Raw genomic sequence first — 17177 nt, 5'->3', positions numbered from 1 at the left:
AAAAAGAGAATAGCAAAAATACTATGATACAAGCCCACCAAATCCTAAACAAGCCTTCAACGCTCCTGAAGGGTATCTTGTTCCTCAAATAAGCATGATAATCTTACCACTATTTTATCATAAAATCTTAACAGTACCATTCAGGAAATTTCAAGTACAATTAAAGATTTTATGGTGAAAAAGGAGATAAAAGTGATAGACTGACAGTATCAAAACACAGTTGCTAGAAACAAGACTAGCACCCCGATTAAAGGAGGAATTCTCATGACAGATACAGACCCTATCAAAAGAGCTCAGACTTTGATTACTGACTTAAACAAAGCCTACCAAGCATGCAAACAAGCAACCGCTGACGACATCCGCTTTCAAGAGCAACTAAACTCTATTCTTGGTTTTCTAGCCAAGGCTGAGACAGTGGACAATCGAGTCTTGATTGAACTGGAAAAATTTTACCAGACTTCCAGTCTTCTCATGGGACTCAGCGCTCTCAATCCCGATGCTCCAACTCGCGCCGCTTGGCGGGCCTATGACCGTTTCCACTTTGACCAAGTCAAGACCAAGTTGAGTCTCTACGGCCCAACCATTCTCTTGTAAAAAATAAAAGAAGCTGAGACAGATTGAACTCAACTTCTTTTTTGTTTCATATAAGCAATGTTAGTCCTGCATCTGACGTTTCACCTGATAAGGTAGATACAAGACTAGTAAAACCAAACCTGCACCCAGCAAGGCTAGAAGGGCTAGTTTTTCTTGGAAGGTCACAAGACCGACGACTAATTCCACCACTAAGACCAAACTGGTCAATCCTCGGACTACCGCCTGCAAGCCTTTTTCCTTTTGCCCCTTGTCCAGCGGAAAGAGTTGGGTCAAATACTGATAGTCAAAGGCATGATAGAGGGCCAGCAACTGGAAGAGCAAGAGGTAGTTAAAGAGAACTACCACTGCTGTCGCAATCCAAGCTTGCTCGATAAAAACCTGCGCCAGCAAGGAAAGCAAAAGAAGACGGAGACTAAGGGCAAAGAGGTCTCCATTTCGCAAATAAGAACGCAGATAGAGATTTTGCCAAATCTTCCCAGGCACCTTCTGAACAGCCTTTAGTATAAAGTCCAGATAGGCACGACGTTTGACGCTGTTTGAAATTCCCTTGACCTGGGTAAAGAGGGCAAAGAAACGAAGCAAGACTTGCTTACGCTTGCTTTCTTGGGAAATGACATAGTCCCAGTTGAGACCAGTTTCAGTGAAAAATTTGCTGGCCTTTTGACGAAAGAGGAAATATTTCCCTACACCCAATAAAAGCACATAGACTAGAAAAATTGGCAATCCATAACCCATGGCTAAAAATAAAGGCGCAAATAAAAGCAAGAAAAGGGTCTGTACAAAGAGCCAAAAGACTAGGGAAATACCAGTTTGACGCTTTAGATGGAGCTTGATTTCCTCTTCTCCGACCAAGAGAAAGAGCTTGTCTGGTGCCTCCATATAGGTGGCAATCCCACCCCAAAGCAAAAGTAAAACAGAGGTAATTCCTACAAACAAAAGGATAGGCCAATGATTTTCAGGAAAATGTTGCAAGAGTTGACTGTACTGGTAAGCTAGAAAGCCTAGCAGGACAAGCAGGAACAAGACAAAGTGGTCATTGAGAACATAGCGCAGATAACCAAGACACTCCTTACGAAAAGCCTGCTTTCTCTTTAAAAACAAGTCTTTCATAGGTCCTCCTCTTTGGTCAGAGCCAAGTAAATATCATTCAAACTAGCCTCAGGCATGTCAAAGGCTTCGCGCAGTTGCAGGAGATTCCCCTTGGCACGCACCTCTCCCTTGTGGAGAATGACAAAGGCATCACACATCTTTTCCGCCGAATCCAGCACGTGGGTACTCATGAGAATAGACTTACCCTTTTGCTTTTCCACTTCCAAAAGCTGAATCAAGTCAGAAATCGCCAGCGGATCGAGACCAAGGAAAGGCTCATCCACGATGAAGAGACTCGGATCCACCACAAAAGCACAGATAATCATGACCTTCTGCTTCATCCCTTTTGAAAAATGAACAGGGAACCAGTCCAATTTCTGGTCCAGACGGAACATTTTTAACAAAGGTTCTACTCGCTCAAAAGCAAGATCTTGCTCAATACCATAAGCCATAGCCACCGTTTCGATATGCTCTCTGAGGGTCAATTCCTCATACAGGCTAGGTGTTTCAGGAATGTAACCAATCTGCTTGCGGTAACTTGTCGCATCTTCTTGCAGGGTCAGGCCATTGATATTGATGGAGCCACTATAAGGTGTCAACAGACCGATAATTTCATTGATGGTCGTCGATTTCCCAGCACCATTGAGACCGATCAAACCGACCAACTGCCCACTTTCAACAGTAAAGGACACATCTTTCAAAACAGGGACATGAACATAGCCACCTGTCAGGTTTTTTATTTCTAACATATTTTCTCCAAATCTGGTATAATGTAGCTATATTATATCAAAATTCAATACAGTAGAGGTAGATTTTATGTCAGATTGCATTTTTTGTAAAATCATCGCAGGGGAAATTCCTGCTTCAAAAGTATATGAAGATGAGCAGGTCCTTGCCTTTCTTGATATCTCTCAAGTAACACCAGGACACACCTTGGTCGTACCAAAAGAACACTATCGCAATCTTTTGGAAATGGACGCTACCAGCGCCAGCCAACTCTTTGCCCAAGTACCGAAAGTAGCCCAAAAAGTCATGAAAGCTACTAAGGCTGCTGGTATGAATATCATTGCCAACTGTGAAGAAATCGCTGGTCAAACCGTCTTTCATACTCACGTTCACCTCGTGCCTCGCTACAGTGCGGACGATGACCTCAAGATTGATTTTATCGCCCACGAACCAGACTTTGACAAACTTGCTCAAGTCGCTGAAATCATCAAAAATGCCTAAGGAGTTACCATGAAATTATCCAATCTATTGCTATTTGCAGGAGCTGCAGCCGGAAGTTATCTGGTCACAAAAAATCGTCAAACCATCACAGATGAAGTCTTGAATACCACTGACCGCGTTCAAGCTATCAAGGATGATGTGGATATTATCCAAAACAGCCTGCAAATCATCGACCAACAAAAAGAACTCATCAAGGAATACCAAGAAGACCTGACTTACAAGTTTAAGGTCTTGGAAAAAGATATCCAGACTAGATTAGCTGTGATAAAAGAAACACAGGAAATCGAAGATAAGTAAAAAGAGCCATGAACTTTCCTTAAATCTATTTTAGGTTGTCAGGGTCAAACAAAAAAGAGGAATGAAAATGAAACAGTTTTTTAAAATTCTGGCACAGATCATCCTAATCCCTTGTGGTTGCCTTAGCCTTCTTGCGGTCCTAGCATTTCTAGTACTGTTTTTTGCCTTCAGAGCCTCACCGATTGACATTCACAAGGGAAATAACGCCCTCAAACAAATCTTTACCTCCCTTGACATGCCTCCTAAGAAAGTAAAATCAAATGGAAGATATAAATACGAGGGTGGGGGCTTAAATTTTTATGTTACTTTCTCAGATGAGGTCATCAATAGCCATCCCGTCTTAAAAGAAAGTCCAAATCTCACCAAAAACCAACTCGAAGTCTATGTCCTACAGACTGGAGATATCTCCTACTATAAAGTAGGGGATAACTTGTTCAATCATGGTTTATTGCAATTTTTAAAGAAGGAAAGTAGGAATTATTTACAAGAAATCGGAAAGAAACCAAATCCTGATTACTCAGTTCTATATTGGAAGGATCAGGAAAGTCTAAAAAAGGGAATTGCATTCTATGAAAAAGCCTTGACTTTAGTGGATATTCAGGATAACTCTGCAATCAACCATATTGATACCGTTACCATTAAGCCTGGTAAAGAAGCGGAAATCAAGCAACTCATCCAAGATATGGATGCAGCTGGCTTGCTCAAGCAAAGGTCTGATAGAAAATCAGCCGATGAGTGATTGTTCCAATGCTAACATTACAAAGAATAAAGTAAAAAGAGCCCAACGGCTCTTTTTGTGTTATTCTCCTTCAAAGGCATCTTTAATATGGTCAAAGAAGCCCTTTTTCTTTGGATTGACTTTTAAATCACCTGCAGCTGCGAATTCTTTCAAGGCTGCTTTTTGGCGGTCATTCAAGCCTGTCGGTGTTACAACATTGACAGTAACGTATTGGTCACCAACCGCACCGCCACGAAGGCTCGGAGCTCCTTTGCCACGTAGGCGGAATTTCTTACCAGTCTGAGTTCCCTCTGGGATAACCAATTCAACATCACCGTGAACAGTTGGGATATCAACTGTATCACCAAGAGCTGCTTGGACAAAGTTGAGGTTGAGACTGTAGAAGATAGTCGTTCCTTCACGTTCAAACTTATCGCTGGCTTCCACAGAAACTACCACGTACAAGTCACCATAAGGTCCACCGTTAAATCCTGCTTCACCTTGACCAGCTAGGCGAATTTGTTGACCTGTTTCTACACCAGCAGGGATTTTCACATGTACGCTATGGGCTTGTTTTTCATGACCTGTTCCGTGACAGGTTGTACATGGATCTTTGATTTCTTTTCCGCGACCGTGACAGACATCACAGGTTACTTGACGACGCATCATACCAAGAGGAGTCTGCGTATCGACGTTAATGACACCAGCACCATGACAGCGTCCACAAGTGACTGGACTTGTTCCTGGCTTAGCACCTGAACCATTACATGTACTACAGCTTGCTTCACGATTGTACTTAACCTCTTTTTCAGCTCCAAAAATAGCTTCTTCAAAGGTCAAGTTCACACGATACTGGAGGTCATCCCCTTGGCGAGGAGCGTTTGGATTGCGCGAAGCACCGCCTCCGCCGAAGAAACTTGAGAAGATATCTTCAAAACCACCGAAGCCTCCTGCCCCATCGAAACCGCCGAAACCACCAGCTCCACCAAAACCACCGTTGGCACCTGCAGCACCGTATTGGTCATAGGCAGCCCGTTTTTGGTCGTCACTCAAAGTCTCATAGGCTTCTTGAACTTCCTTGTACTTTTCCTCAGCACCAGGCTCCTTGTTGATATCTGGGTGATATTTTTTAGAAAGCTTACGATAAGCCTTTTTGATCTCGTCTGCTGAAGCGTTTTTTGACACCCCCAGACGATCATAAAATTCAGTATTGTTCATACAAGATACCAAGACCGTAAAATTCGACTGAAAAATAGGAAATCTGACGCCGGAGCAATGCTCCTAGGCAGATTTATCTTTTTTCCGAGAATTTAGGTCGGGTTCAATTCCTTTCTTTTATATTGAGTAAGAAATTTGGGAACCCGTGTTCAATTTTCTGAACATCCTTGTTCCTTTCTATAATTTTCATGTAAATCTTTAGAAGCTGTTTTCTATACTTCGCTTCACTTGATCAAACTCTTCGTCTGATAGAGTAAATAACAAATCCTCTTCAGCGTACTCGTTTTTTTCTTTAAAATAGTTGTGCGTATTCTTTGCCAACCCTAAACTTAGAATCACTTTTCTTGCAAACTCTTGATGTGCAAAACCAATTGCCGTAATAATTTGTTTATCTTGCACAAGAACTTTCGGTTGAAAATTCTCACGTGGAAGAAATTCAAAATAGTCAAAGAAGTTTTGCCAAATTCCACCTGTAAATTTCGTCTCGTTCAACAAACCTGCTTTCGCCAATAAAAGAGGCGCTGAAGAAATAGCTGCAATTAGGATATCTTGCTCATTAAGACTTCTCAAAAACGAGATCAATTTCTCATCTTGTAGAGCAGGACCTATATTTACCATTCCTGGCAAAATCACACAAGAATACTCTTCTATACGGATTTGATCCAATGTTTTCGTCGGTTGACAGGGCAAACCATCCTCAGAGACCACCATCAAATGATCTGAAGCTACATAATCAATCGTGATATCAAAAGACAGAGCTAAAGTACTTGTTAAAGAGGCTATCTCATAAAGAGAAAAATTAGGATAAATGACACAAAGTACTTTTTTCATACGCAACATCCTCTATTTTATCGAAAAACAGAGGCTGGGTTGCAACCTCTGGATTTCTTCTTATCATTATTAACATTTAAGCAAAGCACTGTAGAAGAACAATTACTTTAATGATTTGACATTCTTAACGAGTTAGGCTTAATTGAGTTTCGGCTAAAAACTTCGGAAAAAAGACAAGCCATCTTTTGTGCATCGCACAAGGCGATGGCTTCCTATTTTTCTTTCGTTTTCTTAACGCCTCAACATCTTATTTTTCCGTAAACTCTCCGTCTACGACGTCATCGCCTGCGTTTCCTGTTGCTTGTGCGCCTTCTGCTCCTGCTTGAGCTTGTTGCGCTGCTGCGGCTTGTTCGTAGAGTTTAACAGCAAGGCCTTGAGCTTTTTCGTTCAATGCTTCAAGTTTTGCTTTCATTTCATCCAAGTTATTGTCTTCTTGAGCTTTCTTAAGGTCATCAAGGGCAGCTTGGGCAGCGTCACGTTCTGCGTCAAAGCCTTTTCCTTCAGTTTCCTTGATTGTCTTTTCAGTCGCAAAGATAGCTTGGTCAACTTCGTTACGAAGGTCAACTTCTTCTTTACGTTTCTTATCTGCTTCAGCATTAGCTTCTGCATCTTTCATCATGCGGTCGATTTCTTCGTCAGTCAAGCCTGAGTTTGATTGGATAACAATTGTTTGTTCTTTTTGAGTTCCAAGGTCTTTGGCCTTAACAGACACGATACCGTTCTTGTCGATGTCAAATGTTACTTCGATTTGAGGAATTCCACGAGGTGCAGCTGGGATATCTGTCAATTGGAAACGTCCAAGAGTCTTGTTATCTGCTGCCATTGGGCGTTCACCTTGAAGAACGTGGATATCAACTGCTGGTTGGTTGTCTGCCGCTGTTGAGAAGACTTGTGATTTAGATGTTGGAATAGTAGTGTTGCGATCGATAAGTTTTGTGAAGACGCCACCCATTGTTTCGATACCAAGTGACAATGGTGTTACGTCAAGAAGGACAACGTCTTTGACATCACCAGTAATCACACCACCTTGGATGGCAGCACCCATAGCAACTACTTCGTCAGGGTTAACTGATTTGTTTGGTTCTTTACCAGTTTCAGCCTTAACAGCTTCGACAACGGCTGGGATACGAGTTGAACCACCAACAAGGATAACTTCGTCGATTTCTGACAAGCTCAAACCTGCATCTGAAAGGGCTTGACGAACTGGAACTTTTGTACGTTCTACAAGGTCACGAGTCAAATCGTCAAATTTAGCACGAGTCAAGGTCATTTCCAAGTGAAGAGGTCCAGCCTCACCTGCAGTGATAAATGGCAAGCTGATTTGAGTTGAAGTTACACCAGAAAGGTCTTTCTTCGCTTTTTCAGCTGCATCTTTCAAACGTTGCATTGCCATCTTGTCAGTAGATAAGTCAATACCGTTTTCTTTCTTGAATTCTGCTACCAAGTGGTCGATGATTTTTTGGTCAAAGTCGTCACCACCAAGTTTGTTGTCCCCTGCAGTTGACAATACGTCGAAGACACCGTCACCCAATTCAAGGATAGATACGTCGAATGTACCACCACCAAGGTCAAATACCAAGATTTTTTCTTCTTTGTCAGTCTTGTCCAAACCGTAAGCAAGGGCTGCTGCTGTTGGTTCGTTAACGATACGTTCTACTTCAAGACCAGCGATTTTACCAGCGTCTTTTGTTGCTTGACGTTGAGCATCGTTGAAGTAAGCTGGAACTGTGATAACTGCTTTAGTCACTTTTTCACCAAGGTAGTCTTCAGCATAACCTTTCAAGTATTGAAGAATCATAGCTGAGATTTCTTGTGGAGTGTATTCTTTTCCGTTAGCAGAAACTTTTTCAGAAGTTCCCATTTTAGATTTGATAGAGATGACTGTATCTGGATTTGTAACTGCTTGACGTTTTGCAGCATCACCAACGATGATTTCGCCGTTTTTAAATGATACTACAGATGGAGTTGTGCGGTTTCCTTCTGGGTTTGCGATGATTTTGCTTTCAGTTCCTTCAAGAACTGCAACTGCTGAGTTTGTTGTACCTAAGTCAATACCGATAATTTTAGACATGTGTTTTTCTCCTTAAATTTTAATTCAAATTTTTATTTTTTGATATTTCCCTTAAGTGGTGGGGACGTGAGCAACTCCCTTCGGGATTTCATCACTTATTTTTGAGCCTATTGTCTCAAAAATCCCCTGTTTCAGTAGCAAAAGCTACTGAAACTTTCACCACGGCGGGAAATATCTTCCTTGCAAGCCTCCGGCTTGCCTCTTATCTTTCTTTCATAGTTTATTGTCGTTTCGGACAAGTTTTCTATTATATATGTTGCAACCGTCAGAATTGCCTAATCGAACACGCCCTAAGCTCTGGGTAAAAAAGATAGATTTCCTTGTGTTCATCGAACACTTCGTCAATCTCCTATTTTTACTGTGAGCTTTTTACGGGCTTTGTATCTTAGTTGTACACCACTACCATTGCTGGGCGTAGGATGCGGTCATGGAGTTTGTATCCTTTTTGGAAAACTTGGGCGATGGTATCTGCTGGGTGTTCATCATCTGCTGGGAGAGTTTGGATGGCCATATGGTAGTTATGGTCAAATTCACCGTCAGCTGCGATTTCTTCAATTCCCTCTTCCTTCAAAGCGTGAATCAAGCTTTCTTGCACCATCTCCAAGCCCTTCTTCACATCATCTGTCAAACCTTCAACTGCGAGTGCACGCTCAAGGTTGTCCAAAGAAGGGAGAATCGCTTTTGCCAAGTCCTGGCTACGATAACGTTGCAAGTTTTGACGCTCTTCATTGGCACGGCGTTGGATATTTTGCATTTCCGCATGAGCACGAAGGTATTTATTTTCAAACTCATCTGCACGTTCATTTGCCAAGTCCAATTCAGACTTCTCAGGAGTTGTTTCTTCTACCGTTTCCACAACTTCCTCTTCTTGGACTTCTTGGACTTCTTCTACTTCTTCATTTTTTATATCTTGGGCCATTTTCGCCTCCTTTAATGATTTCAATCTTAATGTACTTCGTAATGATTACTGCTGAGGTAACGGTAAAAATCTGTCAACTTCATGGTCAAAACACGGTTGACCACATTGACTTGGTTGATTAGCTGTTGGTAATCCAGATTGACTGGACCGATAATCGCTAGAATTCCAACTCCCCGATAAGGAATGAGGAACTTGCTACTAATCACCGCTAGGTCAGCTAGACAGGACTCTTGACTGTCTGCAACACGGACGTTTTGCATCTGATCTTCACGCAACCCCTCACGAATCTCCAAGGCCACCTTTTGCGGTTGATCAAAGAACTGATAAGCTGCCAGATTGGCAAAATTCAAGAGATTAACCTTGCCCGCCACCACAATGTTTTCGTTGAACATTTCCTTAAAAATGTGTTCAAAGAGATCGATAACATTGTCCGTTGTTGTAAAGTAACGCTGGATAATCTGCGGAATCTCTGTCCGAATCTTGTAGTGAATATCCAGAACGGTGTGACCGAGGAAACGTTCCTGAATGATGCTCTTCAGTTTCAGCAAATCCTCCTGCAAAAAGTTCCTTGGAATCAGAAACTGACTAGTCACCGTTCGTGACTCGTCTAGGGTGAATACTGCCAAGGCTGTATGTTGCCCCAAAACAACGATATCAAAGGCTGTCAACCGTTGCCTGCTCGGCTCAACATCCAGTGCCACTACCGTACAGCCACTCAAGTCTGTTAGTAGCTTAGCAGCCTCTTGCAGAATATCCTCCAATTTGAAAAATTCCTGATCAAAGGCTTTGACAATCTCATATACCTCATTTTCAGCTAGTCGGTCAAAATCCAGTGAGTGTTTTACATAGTACTGAAAACCAGCAACACTTGGCATCCGACCACTTGAAGTATGAGCCTTCTCAAGCAAACCTTGCTTTTCTAGAGCCGCCATGTCATTACGAATGGTTGCACTGCTAGAGTTAATAGACTCTTGCAAGGCTTTGGATCCGACAGGTTCGTGCGTTTTGGTAAAGATGTCAATAATCAGATTTAAAATATCCTGCTGACGCTCTGTAACCATCTCATCACTCCTCTCTGTCTGATCGATTAGCACTCGATACACTCAAGTGCTAACTTATGATTCTATTATACACCCTTAGAAGAGAATGTCAAGATAAAAACTCAAAAAATTAGCACTCTTTTGTCAAGAGTGCTAAAAATCAGTCTGAAGACCTAGAACCCTACCTTCCATCTACTCGGTATTTACTTTTTAGTCTGAAATAACCATAGATTAGATAAGAAATCATAAAGGCATATAGAGCAAAAATGACAAAGAAAGATTGCGACAGTTCTTCTCTAAACAAACTCATACAAACACCAAGACCGCCTGAGAAAGCAACTGTACATGAACGAAGTCTATATCGCATAACTTCCCATCTGAGCCCCTTACTCATATAGACTTGATCCTCTGAAAGTAAATTAGAAGACGATTTACGAAGAATTGAACAAGAACCTGCTCCTATCAATTCCCAACCTCTATCTCTAAAATCTTGCAGTTCATACTTATACTTTTTAAGAAATCTAGAATCATAGATACAGTAGATAACATCGTCTGGTTGACATTGGTCAAAATAGAACAAACCAAAACGACTAGTTCTATACCTCCAACCTTTCAAATGCATCTCATGTAAATATTCTTCTTCCTTGTCCAAATCAACAATGGTGAAAATCCGAAATTCTACTCTGCTATTCATTGTCTTACCCCAAAATTAGAAAACATGCCTGGCGTTATTTATCAGATAATTCTTTCCACTTTTGAAACAATCTCCAAAAAATATAAGAAATCTGAATCGCAAAAACTATCAATAAAACCCAATCTATTATGAAAATCAAAAACACTACCCAACTGAAAGAACTACCTCCACTGACAAACTTTGAGAAAACCGGTAGTAGAGCTAAAAAGAGAAGCAAAATAGGAAACATCCGCCTCGTTAAAATCCGTTTGACCATAGCTAACTTCCCGGCCGCGTCATTATAAATTTCAAACTCGGCATCCGACTCAATTCCAGAACGAAGCTTTCTAAAGTAGGAAAACCCATTAAAATCTGTAATATGCTCCCAGCCACAGTCTTTAAATAATTGTAAATAGGAGGCTCTCTCTGATTTTTTCATAGGATAAAAGTCCAACTGATAAGACACCTGCTCCGGTTGGCACTTTTCAAAAGTATACTTAACCGCAACTACTAAGTTAGAGTAGGTTACTTCCTTAAGTTTCCAGCCCTCAGCATGCATTTTTCTAAGATATAAAGCCTCTCTATCATAATCCGCAATGGTAGCAATTCTATAAACAACCTTTTTTTCCATCATCTTCCCTCCAGACTGTTTCTGTAGAGTCGTTCAATACGTTTCAATTCAATATCTAAGACTTTTCGTCCCAAGTCTGTAATCTGATAGATTTTCCGTTTTTCCTCTTCGCGGACAAAGGAAATCAAACCATCCTTTTCCATCTTTGACAAGGTTCCATACATAGTTCCAGGACTAATCGAAACTTGCGAATCCGTCATCTCCTTGACCTTTTGCGTAATACTATAACCATGACCTTCCTTTTGCAGACAGAACAAGATATAAAAACCCGTTTCCGTCATCGGAAGATAAACTCGACGAATCTTATCCGTTAATTCCATTTATAACCACCTCCTATTCAGTTCAATATATCGCACTTCGTTATATAAAATATATCACACCTCGATATAAAACGCAAGAAAAAAGACCGCCCTCAGGCAATCTTTCTTCTATATTAGTAAAGGTCTAAATAATTATCAATTTCCCATTGTGAAACGAAGGTTGCATAACTTGCCCATTCGATTCGTTTGGCTTCAAGGAAACTAGTATAGATATGTTCTCCAAGAGCTGCTCTGACAACCTCATCTTCTGTCAAAGCTTTCAAGGCGTTGTGAAGAGTTGATGGGAGGTCTGTAATACCAGCTTCCTTGCGCTCTTCTGCTGTCATGATGTAGATATTTTCTTCGATAGGAGCTGGTGCTTCGATTTTATTTTCAATACCATGCAAACCAACTTCCAAAAGAACTGCCATAGCGATATATGGGTTTGCCATTGGATCCACTGAACGCAACTCAAGACGAGTTCCCATACCACGTGAAGCAGGCACGCGCACAAGTGGCGAACGGTTACGACCAGCCCAAGCAATGTAAACAGGGGCTTCATAACCTGGAACCAAACGTTTGTATGAGTTAACTGTTGGGTTCATGATGGCAGTATAGTTATAGGCATGCTTAATCAAACCACCGAGGAAATGGTAGGCCGTTTCTGACAACTGCATTCCTTTTGGATCATTTGGATCGAAGAAGGCATTGTTTCCTTCTGCATCAAACAAGGACATATTACAGTGCATACCTGATCCAGCAATACCAAATTTTGGTTTTGCCATAAAGGTTGCGTAAAGACCATGTTTGCGAGCAATGGTTTTTACTACGAGTTTAAAAATTTGAATCTTATCACAGGCACGGAGAACTTCATCGTACTTGAAATCAATCTCGTGTTGTCCAACCGCAACCTCGTGGTGACTCGCTTCTACTTCAAATCCCATTTTGGTCAAGACATTGACAATCTCACGACGTGTATTGTCCGCAAGGTCAGTAGGCGCCAAATCAAAGTAGCCACCCTTGTCATTTACTTCAAGTGTTGGGTCTCCATTTTCATCCAACTTAAATAGGAAGAATTCTGGCTCTGGCCCAAGGTTGAAGGATTTGAATCCTACTTCCTCCATGTGACGAAGAGCACGTTTCAAATTGCCACGAGGGTCACCTGCGAAAGGTTCACCTTCTGTTGTATAGACATCACAGATTAAACCTGCAACACTTCCATTTTCATCTCCCCAAGGGAAGACTGTCCATGTATCTAAGTCAGGGTACAAGTACATATCTGACTCATTGATACGTACAAAACCTTCGATAGAAGATCCATCAAACATAGCCTTGTTCGACAAGACCTTATCTAACTGTTCATCTGTAGCAGGAATTTCGACGTTTTTCATGGTTCCCAAAATATCTGAGAACATGAGACGAATAAAGGTAACATTTTTTTCCTTGACTTCACGACGAATATCTGCAGCTGTGATTGGCATGAGTTTTCTCCTTAATGTATGACTACTTGCGGTTTCCTAACCGCGACCAAAAGGTGACCGTACTGAAGCAAAGCGACCCTGTTGAAGGAGTTCATTGTGAAGTGCACGACGCACCTCAGTCTGACTCACCGCTTTCTTGGATTTCGCTTCACGTTCAGCATATTTTTTCTTAATGGCAGCGATATTATAACCTTCAGAGATATAATCTTTGATTTCAAGCAGACGATCCATGTCATTCAAGGAATACATGCGACGGTTTCCTTCGTTTCGATCAGGTTTGATCAACTCTTGATCTTCATAATAACGAATCTGACGCGCCGATAGATCGGTCAACTTCATAACACTGCCGATAGGAAAAACAGCCATATTTCGGCGAAATTCTTTTTCCTTCATTTACAATTTCCTTCTTTCTGTCTATTATAGTCTAAAAAAAGACAAACGTCAATTGATAATGTTATAAAATGTAACATTATTTTTCTTTTTTCTCTAAAAAGAGCCGAATACGATCAATATCGTAATTTACGAGAATTGCGACAAAAACTCCCATGAAAGTTTCCGATACACGCGCAAATACGTACAAAATCGTTTCACCACTCGGAATCGATAGGGTAATGATTAACATAGCTGCTACACCACCAATAACCCCTGCTTTGTTATTCATAGCTACATTTGTCATAATGGTTAACATGGTGCAGATTGGAACAACTACCAAGGTCACCCAAAAAGCCTCGTGGAAAAAGGTATTTAATAAGAAGAAGACCAGGGCATAGAGGCCACCGATACTATTTCCAAGAATACGCGAAGTCCCAAAATGAACACTCTTATCAAAACTCTCTCTCAGGCTAAAAACCGCTGTCAAAGCACCGATTTGAAGACCTTTCCAGCCAAAAAAGCCAAAAATCAAGAGAACTAGAAAAACAGCAATACCTGTTTTAAAGGTTCGCATACCAAGTTTGAACTGGGATTTATCGAATTTATATTTTTTAAAATAACTCATAATCTCAACTTTCTATTTCCATTTTATCATAAATCGGTGATTTTTATGAGTAATAGTTGAGAGGAAGCGTTTTTATTTTAAGCAAAAGAAAAGAGGAACTTTCATCCCTCTCTTCTTTGACTTGTTTATAAAATCTTATTTTTCTGTCAAGGCTGCAAGTCCTGGAAGAACTTTACCTTCAAGAAGTTCCATTGATGCTCCACCACCGCGTCACAAATACCTACACTAACACAAAAAGGTGACATAGCCACCTTTTTGTTAACGTTTCAGTTTTGTTCCTTTTTCTACAAAATCAGGATTTTGTAGAGACTAACGGGCTGAAATTATTTTTCTGTAAGTGCAGCCAAACCTGGCAATACTTTACCTTCGAGAAGTTCCATTGAAGCACCTCCGCCCGTACTAATCCATGAGAATTTATCTGCACGTCCAAGGTTAATCGCTGCGGCAGCTGAGTCACCACCACCGATGATTGATTTAACGCCTGGTTGTTTCACGATAGCGTCCATCACACCGATTGTACCAGCTTGGAAGTCTGGGTTTTCAAATACACCCATAGGTCCGTTCCATACAACTGTTTTGGCACCAGTCAAAGCTTCGTCAAATTTAGCGATAGATTTTGGACCGATGTCAAGACCAAGGAAGCCTGGATCCACTGCTTCACCTTCAGTGTCTTTCACTTCAGTGTAGTCCGCAAATGCGTTAGCTTCTTTTGAGTCAACTGGCAAGATCAATTTACCGTTTGCTTTTTCAAGAAGAGCTTTAGCAACATCCAATTTGTCTTCTTCTACAAGTGAGTTACCGATTTCGATACCTTGTGCTTTGTAGAATGTGTAAGTCATACCACCACCGATAAGGACTTTATCAGCTTTTTCAAGCAAGTTTTCGATAACACCGATCTTGTCTGAAACTTTTGAACCACCAAGGATCGCCACGAATGGACGTTCTGGAGCTTCAACTGCTTCTTGGATGTAGGCAATTTCGTTTTCAAGAAGGAAACCAGCAACTGCTTTTTCAACGTTTGCTGAGATACCAACGTTAGATGCGTGTGCACGGTGAGCTGTACCGAATGCATCGTTTACGAAGATACCATCTCCAAGTGATGCCCAGTATTTACCAAGTTCAGGATCGTTTTTAGATTCTTTCTTGCCGTCAACATCTTCGTAACGAGTGTTTTCAACCAAGAGAACTTGTCCATCTTCAAGAGCGTTGATAGCTGCTTCCAATTCAGCACCACGAGTGACACCTGGAAGGAAAGCAACTTCTTGACCCAATTTAGCTGCCAAGTCAGCAGCTACAGGAGCAAGTGATTTACCAGCTTTGTCTGCTTCTTCTTTTACACGACCAAGGTGAGAGAAGAGGATAGCACGTCCACCTTGTTCAAGGATGTACTTGATAGTTGGAAGAGCTGCAGTGATACGGTTGTCGTTGGTAATCACGCCATCTTTTACAGGTACGTTGAAGTCAACACGAACGAGAACTTTTTTCCCTTTCAATTCAACGTCTTTAACAGTCAATTTTGCCATTAGATATGACTCCTTCTTTTTTTATACGTGTTAATTATATCACAAAATCAGCAAAAGAGATAGAAAAACCCTAAACTTTTCCAGTTCTTTCTTGCAACGAAAACTAGCATTTCTGAAAATCAAAACTAGAAAAACTTTTCCAAATCACTAAGTAATACAAGAAAAAGTAGTTAATCCATCTCATTCTTCCACTGATTTTTACTAGTTAAAACGAGGTTTGACTAATCTGCAGTCAAACCTTGTTTTTAGTTGTTATGAGGAAATGCAAGAATCCTAAATCGATTCGTTTTCTCTCTTCTTTCCAGCAAGTAGGCCATAGCCACTCATCACTCCGAGGAGTCCTAGTGCTACTAGACTAGCATCTCTTGTTACTCCAGTATTTGGAAGTTCTTTACCTACTTTTTCATTTGTCGGTGTTGCTAAAAGAGCTTGATCTGTTTTTTGAGAGTCTTGCTCTTCTTTCGTTCCAACTTCAACAATTTCTGGAAGAGCTTCCTTGAGAACTTCTGTTGTACGAAGGGTACGATTGCCTCGGGCATCGACTTCTACAAAGCGACGAATTTGTCCTTCTTCTCCAGCTTGCACAATACGACGTTGACCTTTGAGAAGCTCTGAGTTTGGACGTTCTTGACGTTCAAAGGATACTGCAATTTCTTCAACTTCTAGTTTCGGAGTTTCTAGAACTAAATCTTTAACTCCTTCAGCTGGTTGATTGCTTGATAGAACTTTTGTACCCACTTCGGTAATTTCCGGAAGAGCTTCCTTGAGAACTTCTGTTGTACGAAGGGTACGATTGCCTCGGGCATCGACTTCTACAAAGCGACGAATTTGTCCTTCTTCCCCAGCTTGCACAATACGACGTTGACCTTTGAGAAGCTCTGAATTTGGACGTTCTTGACGTTCAAAGGATACTGCAACTTCTTCAACTTCTAGTTTCGGAGTTTCTAGAACTAAATCTTTTACTCCTGAAGCTGGTTGATTGCTTGATAAAACTTTTGTACCTACTTCGGTGATCTCTGGAACAGCTTCCTTGAGAACTTCTGTTGAACGAAGAGTGCGATTGCCTTGAGCATCTACTTCTACTAGACGACGAATCTGCCCTTCTTCTCCTTTTTGGACAAGTTGACGTTGACCTTTAAGAAGGTTCGCACTTGGTCGCTCTTGACGTTCATAGGCTGTTGTTTCAGTTTCAACAACTAGTTCAGGGAGGGCCTCAACTGTTGGGGCTATTTCACTTGGATCCATGCTACCAACATGGTGGCTTTCTTCTGCAGGGGCTAGTTTCTTATTCAGTTTTTCTTTCATGTCCGCAAAAGCTTGTGGAGTTGGCGTTTGTGAAGACAACAAAGCTTCTACTTGGGCAATCAACTCAGCTTGAGAATCTTTTTCACGGACGGATTCGAGCAAGCCTTCCAGTTCTTCTTTAGCAGTTTGATAACGTTGATTTCCATCCAAGTCCGCTCCAGCTTGTTTCAATTCATTCAAGGCTTTGTTGACTTCTTCTTGACTGGCATCATGGTTTTCTGCAACAGCTTTCGCTGCATTGAGTTTCTCTACTAGTACAGCTTG

Annotated in this window: 19 protein-coding genes; 4 read left to right on the top strand and 15 right to left on the bottom strand. The window is 41.2% G+C overall.

Annotation, left to right across the window (positions count from 1 at the left end; all coding sequences use genetic code 11):
• Positions 1 to 264 precede the first annotated feature (264 nt).
• Positions 265 to 594 (top strand): helicase BlpT, encoded by a 330-nt coding sequence (locus tag DXN33_RS00100; protein WP_115903910.1) that lies wholly within the window; start codon positions 265 to 267, stop codon positions 592 to 594.
• A 60-nt stretch (positions 595 to 654) separates the two neighbouring features.
• On the opposite strand, the gene DXN33_RS00095 is transcribed toward DXN33_RS00100, so the two are convergent.
• Entirely contained in the window at positions 655 to 1704 is a 1050-nt protein-coding gene (locus tag DXN33_RS00095; RefSeq protein WP_115903908.1) for an ABC transporter permease, read from the bottom strand.
• A complete protein-coding gene (locus tag DXN33_RS00090; protein WP_115903906.1) occupies positions 1701 to 2432 on the bottom strand; it encodes an ABC transporter ATP-binding protein in 732 nt (243 codons plus the stop codon). Before DXN33_RS00090 ends, DXN33_RS00095 begins: the two co-directional genes overlap by 4 nt.
• Before the next feature lie 67 nt (positions 2433 to 2499).
• On the opposite strand from DXN33_RS00090, the gene DXN33_RS00085 reads away from it, so the two are divergent.
• The 3 genes from DXN33_RS00085 (at position 2500) to DXN33_RS00075 (ending at position 3946) form a co-directional block, all read left to right on the top strand.
• Positions 2500 to 2910, top strand: coding sequence for an HIT family protein (locus tag DXN33_RS00085; protein ID WP_049550803.1), 411 nt, complete (start codon positions 2500 to 2502; stop codon positions 2908 to 2910).
• A 9-nt stretch (positions 2911 to 2919) separates the two neighbouring features.
• The gene (locus DXN33_RS00080) at positions 2920 to 3207 is read left to right on the top strand and encodes a hypothetical protein (RefSeq protein WP_000777754.1); all 288 of its coding nucleotides are present in this window, start codon (positions 2920 to 2922) and stop codon (positions 3205 to 3207) included.
• A gap of 61 nt (positions 3208 to 3268) precedes the next feature.
• Complete coding sequence (locus DXN33_RS00075) at positions 3269 to 3946, top strand: hypothetical protein (protein WP_080977203.1); 678 nt, start codon at positions 3269 to 3271, stop codon at positions 3944 to 3946.
• Between the two features lie 60 nt (positions 3947 to 4006).
• On the opposite strand, the gene dnaJ is transcribed toward DXN33_RS00075, so the two are convergent.
• From dnaJ to DXN33_RS00005, 13 genes are all read right to left on the bottom strand, one after another.
• A complete protein-coding gene (gene dnaJ / locus DXN33_RS00070; protein WP_115903904.1) occupies positions 4007 to 5143 on the bottom strand; it encodes a molecular chaperone DnaJ in 1137 nt (378 codons plus the stop codon).
• Positions 5144 to 5341: 198 nt separating this feature from the next.
• Positions 5342 to 5974, bottom strand: a complete 633-nt coding sequence (locus tag DXN33_RS00065; protein WP_115903902.1) for a DJ-1/PfpI family protein — start codon at positions 5972 to 5974, stop codon at positions 5342 to 5344.
• Positions 5975 to 6221: 247 nt separating this feature from the next.
• Positions 6222 to 8045, bottom strand: coding sequence for a molecular chaperone DnaK (dnaK, locus tag DXN33_RS00060; protein ID WP_000034667.1), 1824 nt, complete (start codon positions 8043 to 8045; stop codon positions 6222 to 6224).
• 385 nt (positions 8046 to 8430) lie between these two features.
• Positions 8431 to 8964: a nucleotide exchange factor GrpE gene (gene grpE, locus DXN33_RS00055; protein ID WP_115903900.1), complete on the bottom strand. Its 534-nt coding sequence runs from the start codon at positions 8962 to 8964 to the stop codon at positions 8431 to 8433.
• Positions 8965 to 8990: 26 nt separating this feature from the next.
• Positions 8991 to 10025, bottom strand: a complete 1035-nt coding sequence (gene hrcA / locus DXN33_RS00050; RefSeq protein WP_115903898.1) for a heat-inducible transcriptional repressor HrcA — start codon at positions 10023 to 10025, stop codon at positions 8991 to 8993.
• Positions 10026 to 10185: 160 nt separating this feature from the next.
• Positions 10186 to 10698 carry a DUF2812 domain-containing protein gene (locus DXN33_RS00045; RefSeq protein WP_084861891.1) on the bottom strand — a complete coding sequence of 171 codons (513 nt, stop codon included), beginning with the start codon at positions 10696 to 10698 and terminating at the stop codon, positions 10186 to 10188.
• Between the two features lie 34 nt (positions 10699 to 10732).
• On the bottom strand, positions 10733 to 11308 hold the full coding sequence (locus tag DXN33_RS09870) for a DUF2812 domain-containing protein (RefSeq protein WP_115904462.1): 576 nt from the start codon (positions 11306 to 11308) through the stop codon (positions 10733 to 10735).
• Positions 11308 to 11628: a PadR family transcriptional regulator gene (locus tag DXN33_RS00035; protein WP_112444454.1), complete on the bottom strand. Its 321-nt coding sequence runs from the start codon at positions 11626 to 11628 to the stop codon at positions 11308 to 11310. The genes DXN33_RS09870 and DXN33_RS00035 overlap by 1 nt, the downstream gene beginning before the upstream one ends.
• A gap of 113 nt (positions 11629 to 11741) precedes the next feature.
• Complete coding sequence (glnA, locus tag DXN33_RS00030; protein WP_001122886.1) at positions 11742 to 13088, bottom strand: type I glutamate--ammonia ligase; 1347 nt, start codon at positions 13086 to 13088, stop codon at positions 11742 to 11744.
• Between the two features lie 36 nt (positions 13089 to 13124).
• Positions 13125 to 13481, bottom strand: a complete 357-nt coding sequence (glnR, locus tag DXN33_RS00025; RefSeq protein ID WP_000659548.1) for a transcriptional repressor GlnR — start codon at positions 13479 to 13481, stop codon at positions 13125 to 13127.
• A gap of 76 nt (positions 13482 to 13557) precedes the next feature.
• The gene (locus DXN33_RS00020; RefSeq protein ID WP_000119915.1) at positions 13558 to 14085 is read right to left on the bottom strand and encodes an aromatic acid exporter family protein; all 528 of its coding nucleotides are present in this window, start codon (positions 14083 to 14085) and stop codon (positions 13558 to 13560) included.
• Positions 14086 to 14408: 323 nt separating this feature from the next.
• The gene (locus tag DXN33_RS00015; RefSeq protein ID WP_115903896.1) at positions 14409 to 15608 is read right to left on the bottom strand and encodes a phosphoglycerate kinase; all 1200 of its coding nucleotides are present in this window, start codon (positions 15606 to 15608) and stop codon (positions 14409 to 14411) included.
• Between the two features lie 273 nt (positions 15609 to 15881).
• Positions 15882 to 17177 (bottom strand): G5 domain-containing protein (locus DXN33_RS00005; protein ID WP_115903894.1); only part of this gene is annotated, 1296 nt, incomplete at its 5' end.

It is taken from the genome of Streptococcus sp. NM (assembly GCF_003390135.1).
In the GTDB taxonomy this organism is placed as follows: domain Bacteria; phylum Bacillota; class Bacilli; order Lactobacillales; family Streptococcaceae; genus Streptococcus.
The sequence above is the reverse complement of the archived record's forward strand: the minus strand, read 5'-3'. Positions and strand labels throughout refer to the sequence as shown.

What these genes read in the sequence shown, in the direction of transcription:
- DXN33_RS00100 (WP_115903910.1), top strand. Translation starts at nt 265, where the DNA reads ATGACAGATACAGACCCTATCAAAAGAGCTCAGACTTTGATTACTGAC.
- DXN33_RS00095 (WP_115903908.1), bottom strand. Translation starts at nt 1,704, where the DNA reads ATGAAAGACTTGTTTTTAAAGAGAAAGCAGGCTTTTCGTAAGGAGTGT.
- DXN33_RS00090 (WP_115903906.1), bottom strand. Translation starts at nt 2,432, where the DNA reads ATGTTAGAAATAAAAAACCTGACAGGTGGCTATGTTCATGTCCCTGTT.
- DXN33_RS00085 (WP_049550803.1), top strand. Translation starts at nt 2,500, where the DNA reads ATGTCAGATTGCATTTTTTGTAAAATCATCGCAGGGGAAATTCCTGCT.
- DXN33_RS00080 (WP_000777754.1), top strand. Translation starts at nt 2,920, where the DNA reads ATGAAATTATCCAATCTATTGCTATTTGCAGGAGCTGCAGCCGGAAGT.
- DXN33_RS00075 (WP_080977203.1), top strand. Translation starts at nt 3,269, where the DNA reads ATGAAAATGAAACAGTTTTTTAAAATTCTGGCACAGATCATCCTAATC.
- dnaJ (WP_115903904.1), bottom strand. Translation starts at nt 5,143, where the DNA reads ATGAACAATACTGAATTTTATGATCGTCTGGGGGTGTCAAAAAACGCT.
- DXN33_RS00065 (WP_115903902.1), bottom strand. Translation starts at nt 5,974, where the DNA reads ATGAAAAAAGTACTTTGTGTCATTTATCCTAATTTTTCTCTTTATGAG.
- dnaK (WP_000034667.1), bottom strand. Translation starts at nt 8,045, where the DNA reads ATGTCTAAAATTATCGGTATTGACTTAGGTACAACAAACTCAGCAGTT.
- grpE (WP_115903900.1), bottom strand. Translation starts at nt 8,964, where the DNA reads ATGGCCCAAGATATAAAAAATGAAGAAGTAGAAGAAGTCCAAGAAGTC.
- hrcA (WP_115903898.1), bottom strand. Translation starts at nt 10,025, where the DNA reads ATGGTTACAGAGCGTCAGCAGGATATTTTAAATCTGATTATTGACATC.
- DXN33_RS00045 (WP_084861891.1), bottom strand. Translation starts at nt 10,698, where the DNA reads ATGAATAGCAGAGTAGAATTTCGGATTTTCACCATTGTTGATTTGGAC.
- DXN33_RS09870 (WP_115904462.1), bottom strand. Translation starts at nt 11,308, where the DNA reads ATGGAAAAAAAGGTTGTTTATAGAATTGCTACCATTGCGGATTATGAT.
- DXN33_RS00035 (WP_112444454.1), bottom strand. Translation starts at nt 11,628, where the DNA reads ATGGAATTAACGGATAAGATTCGTCGAGTTTATCTTCCGATGACGGAA.
- glnA (WP_001122886.1), bottom strand. Translation starts at nt 13,088, where the DNA reads ATGCCAATCACAGCTGCAGATATTCGTCGTGAAGTCAAGGAAAAAAAT.
- glnR (WP_000659548.1), bottom strand. Translation starts at nt 13,481, where the DNA reads ATGAAGGAAAAAGAATTTCGCCGAAATATGGCTGTTTTTCCTATCGGC.
- DXN33_RS00020 (WP_000119915.1), bottom strand. Translation starts at nt 14,085, where the DNA reads ATGAGTTATTTTAAAAAATATAAATTCGATAAATCCCAGTTCAAACTT.
- DXN33_RS00015 (WP_115903896.1), bottom strand. Translation starts at nt 15,608, where the DNA reads ATGGCAAAATTGACTGTTAAAGACGTTGAATTGAAAGGGAAAAAAGTT.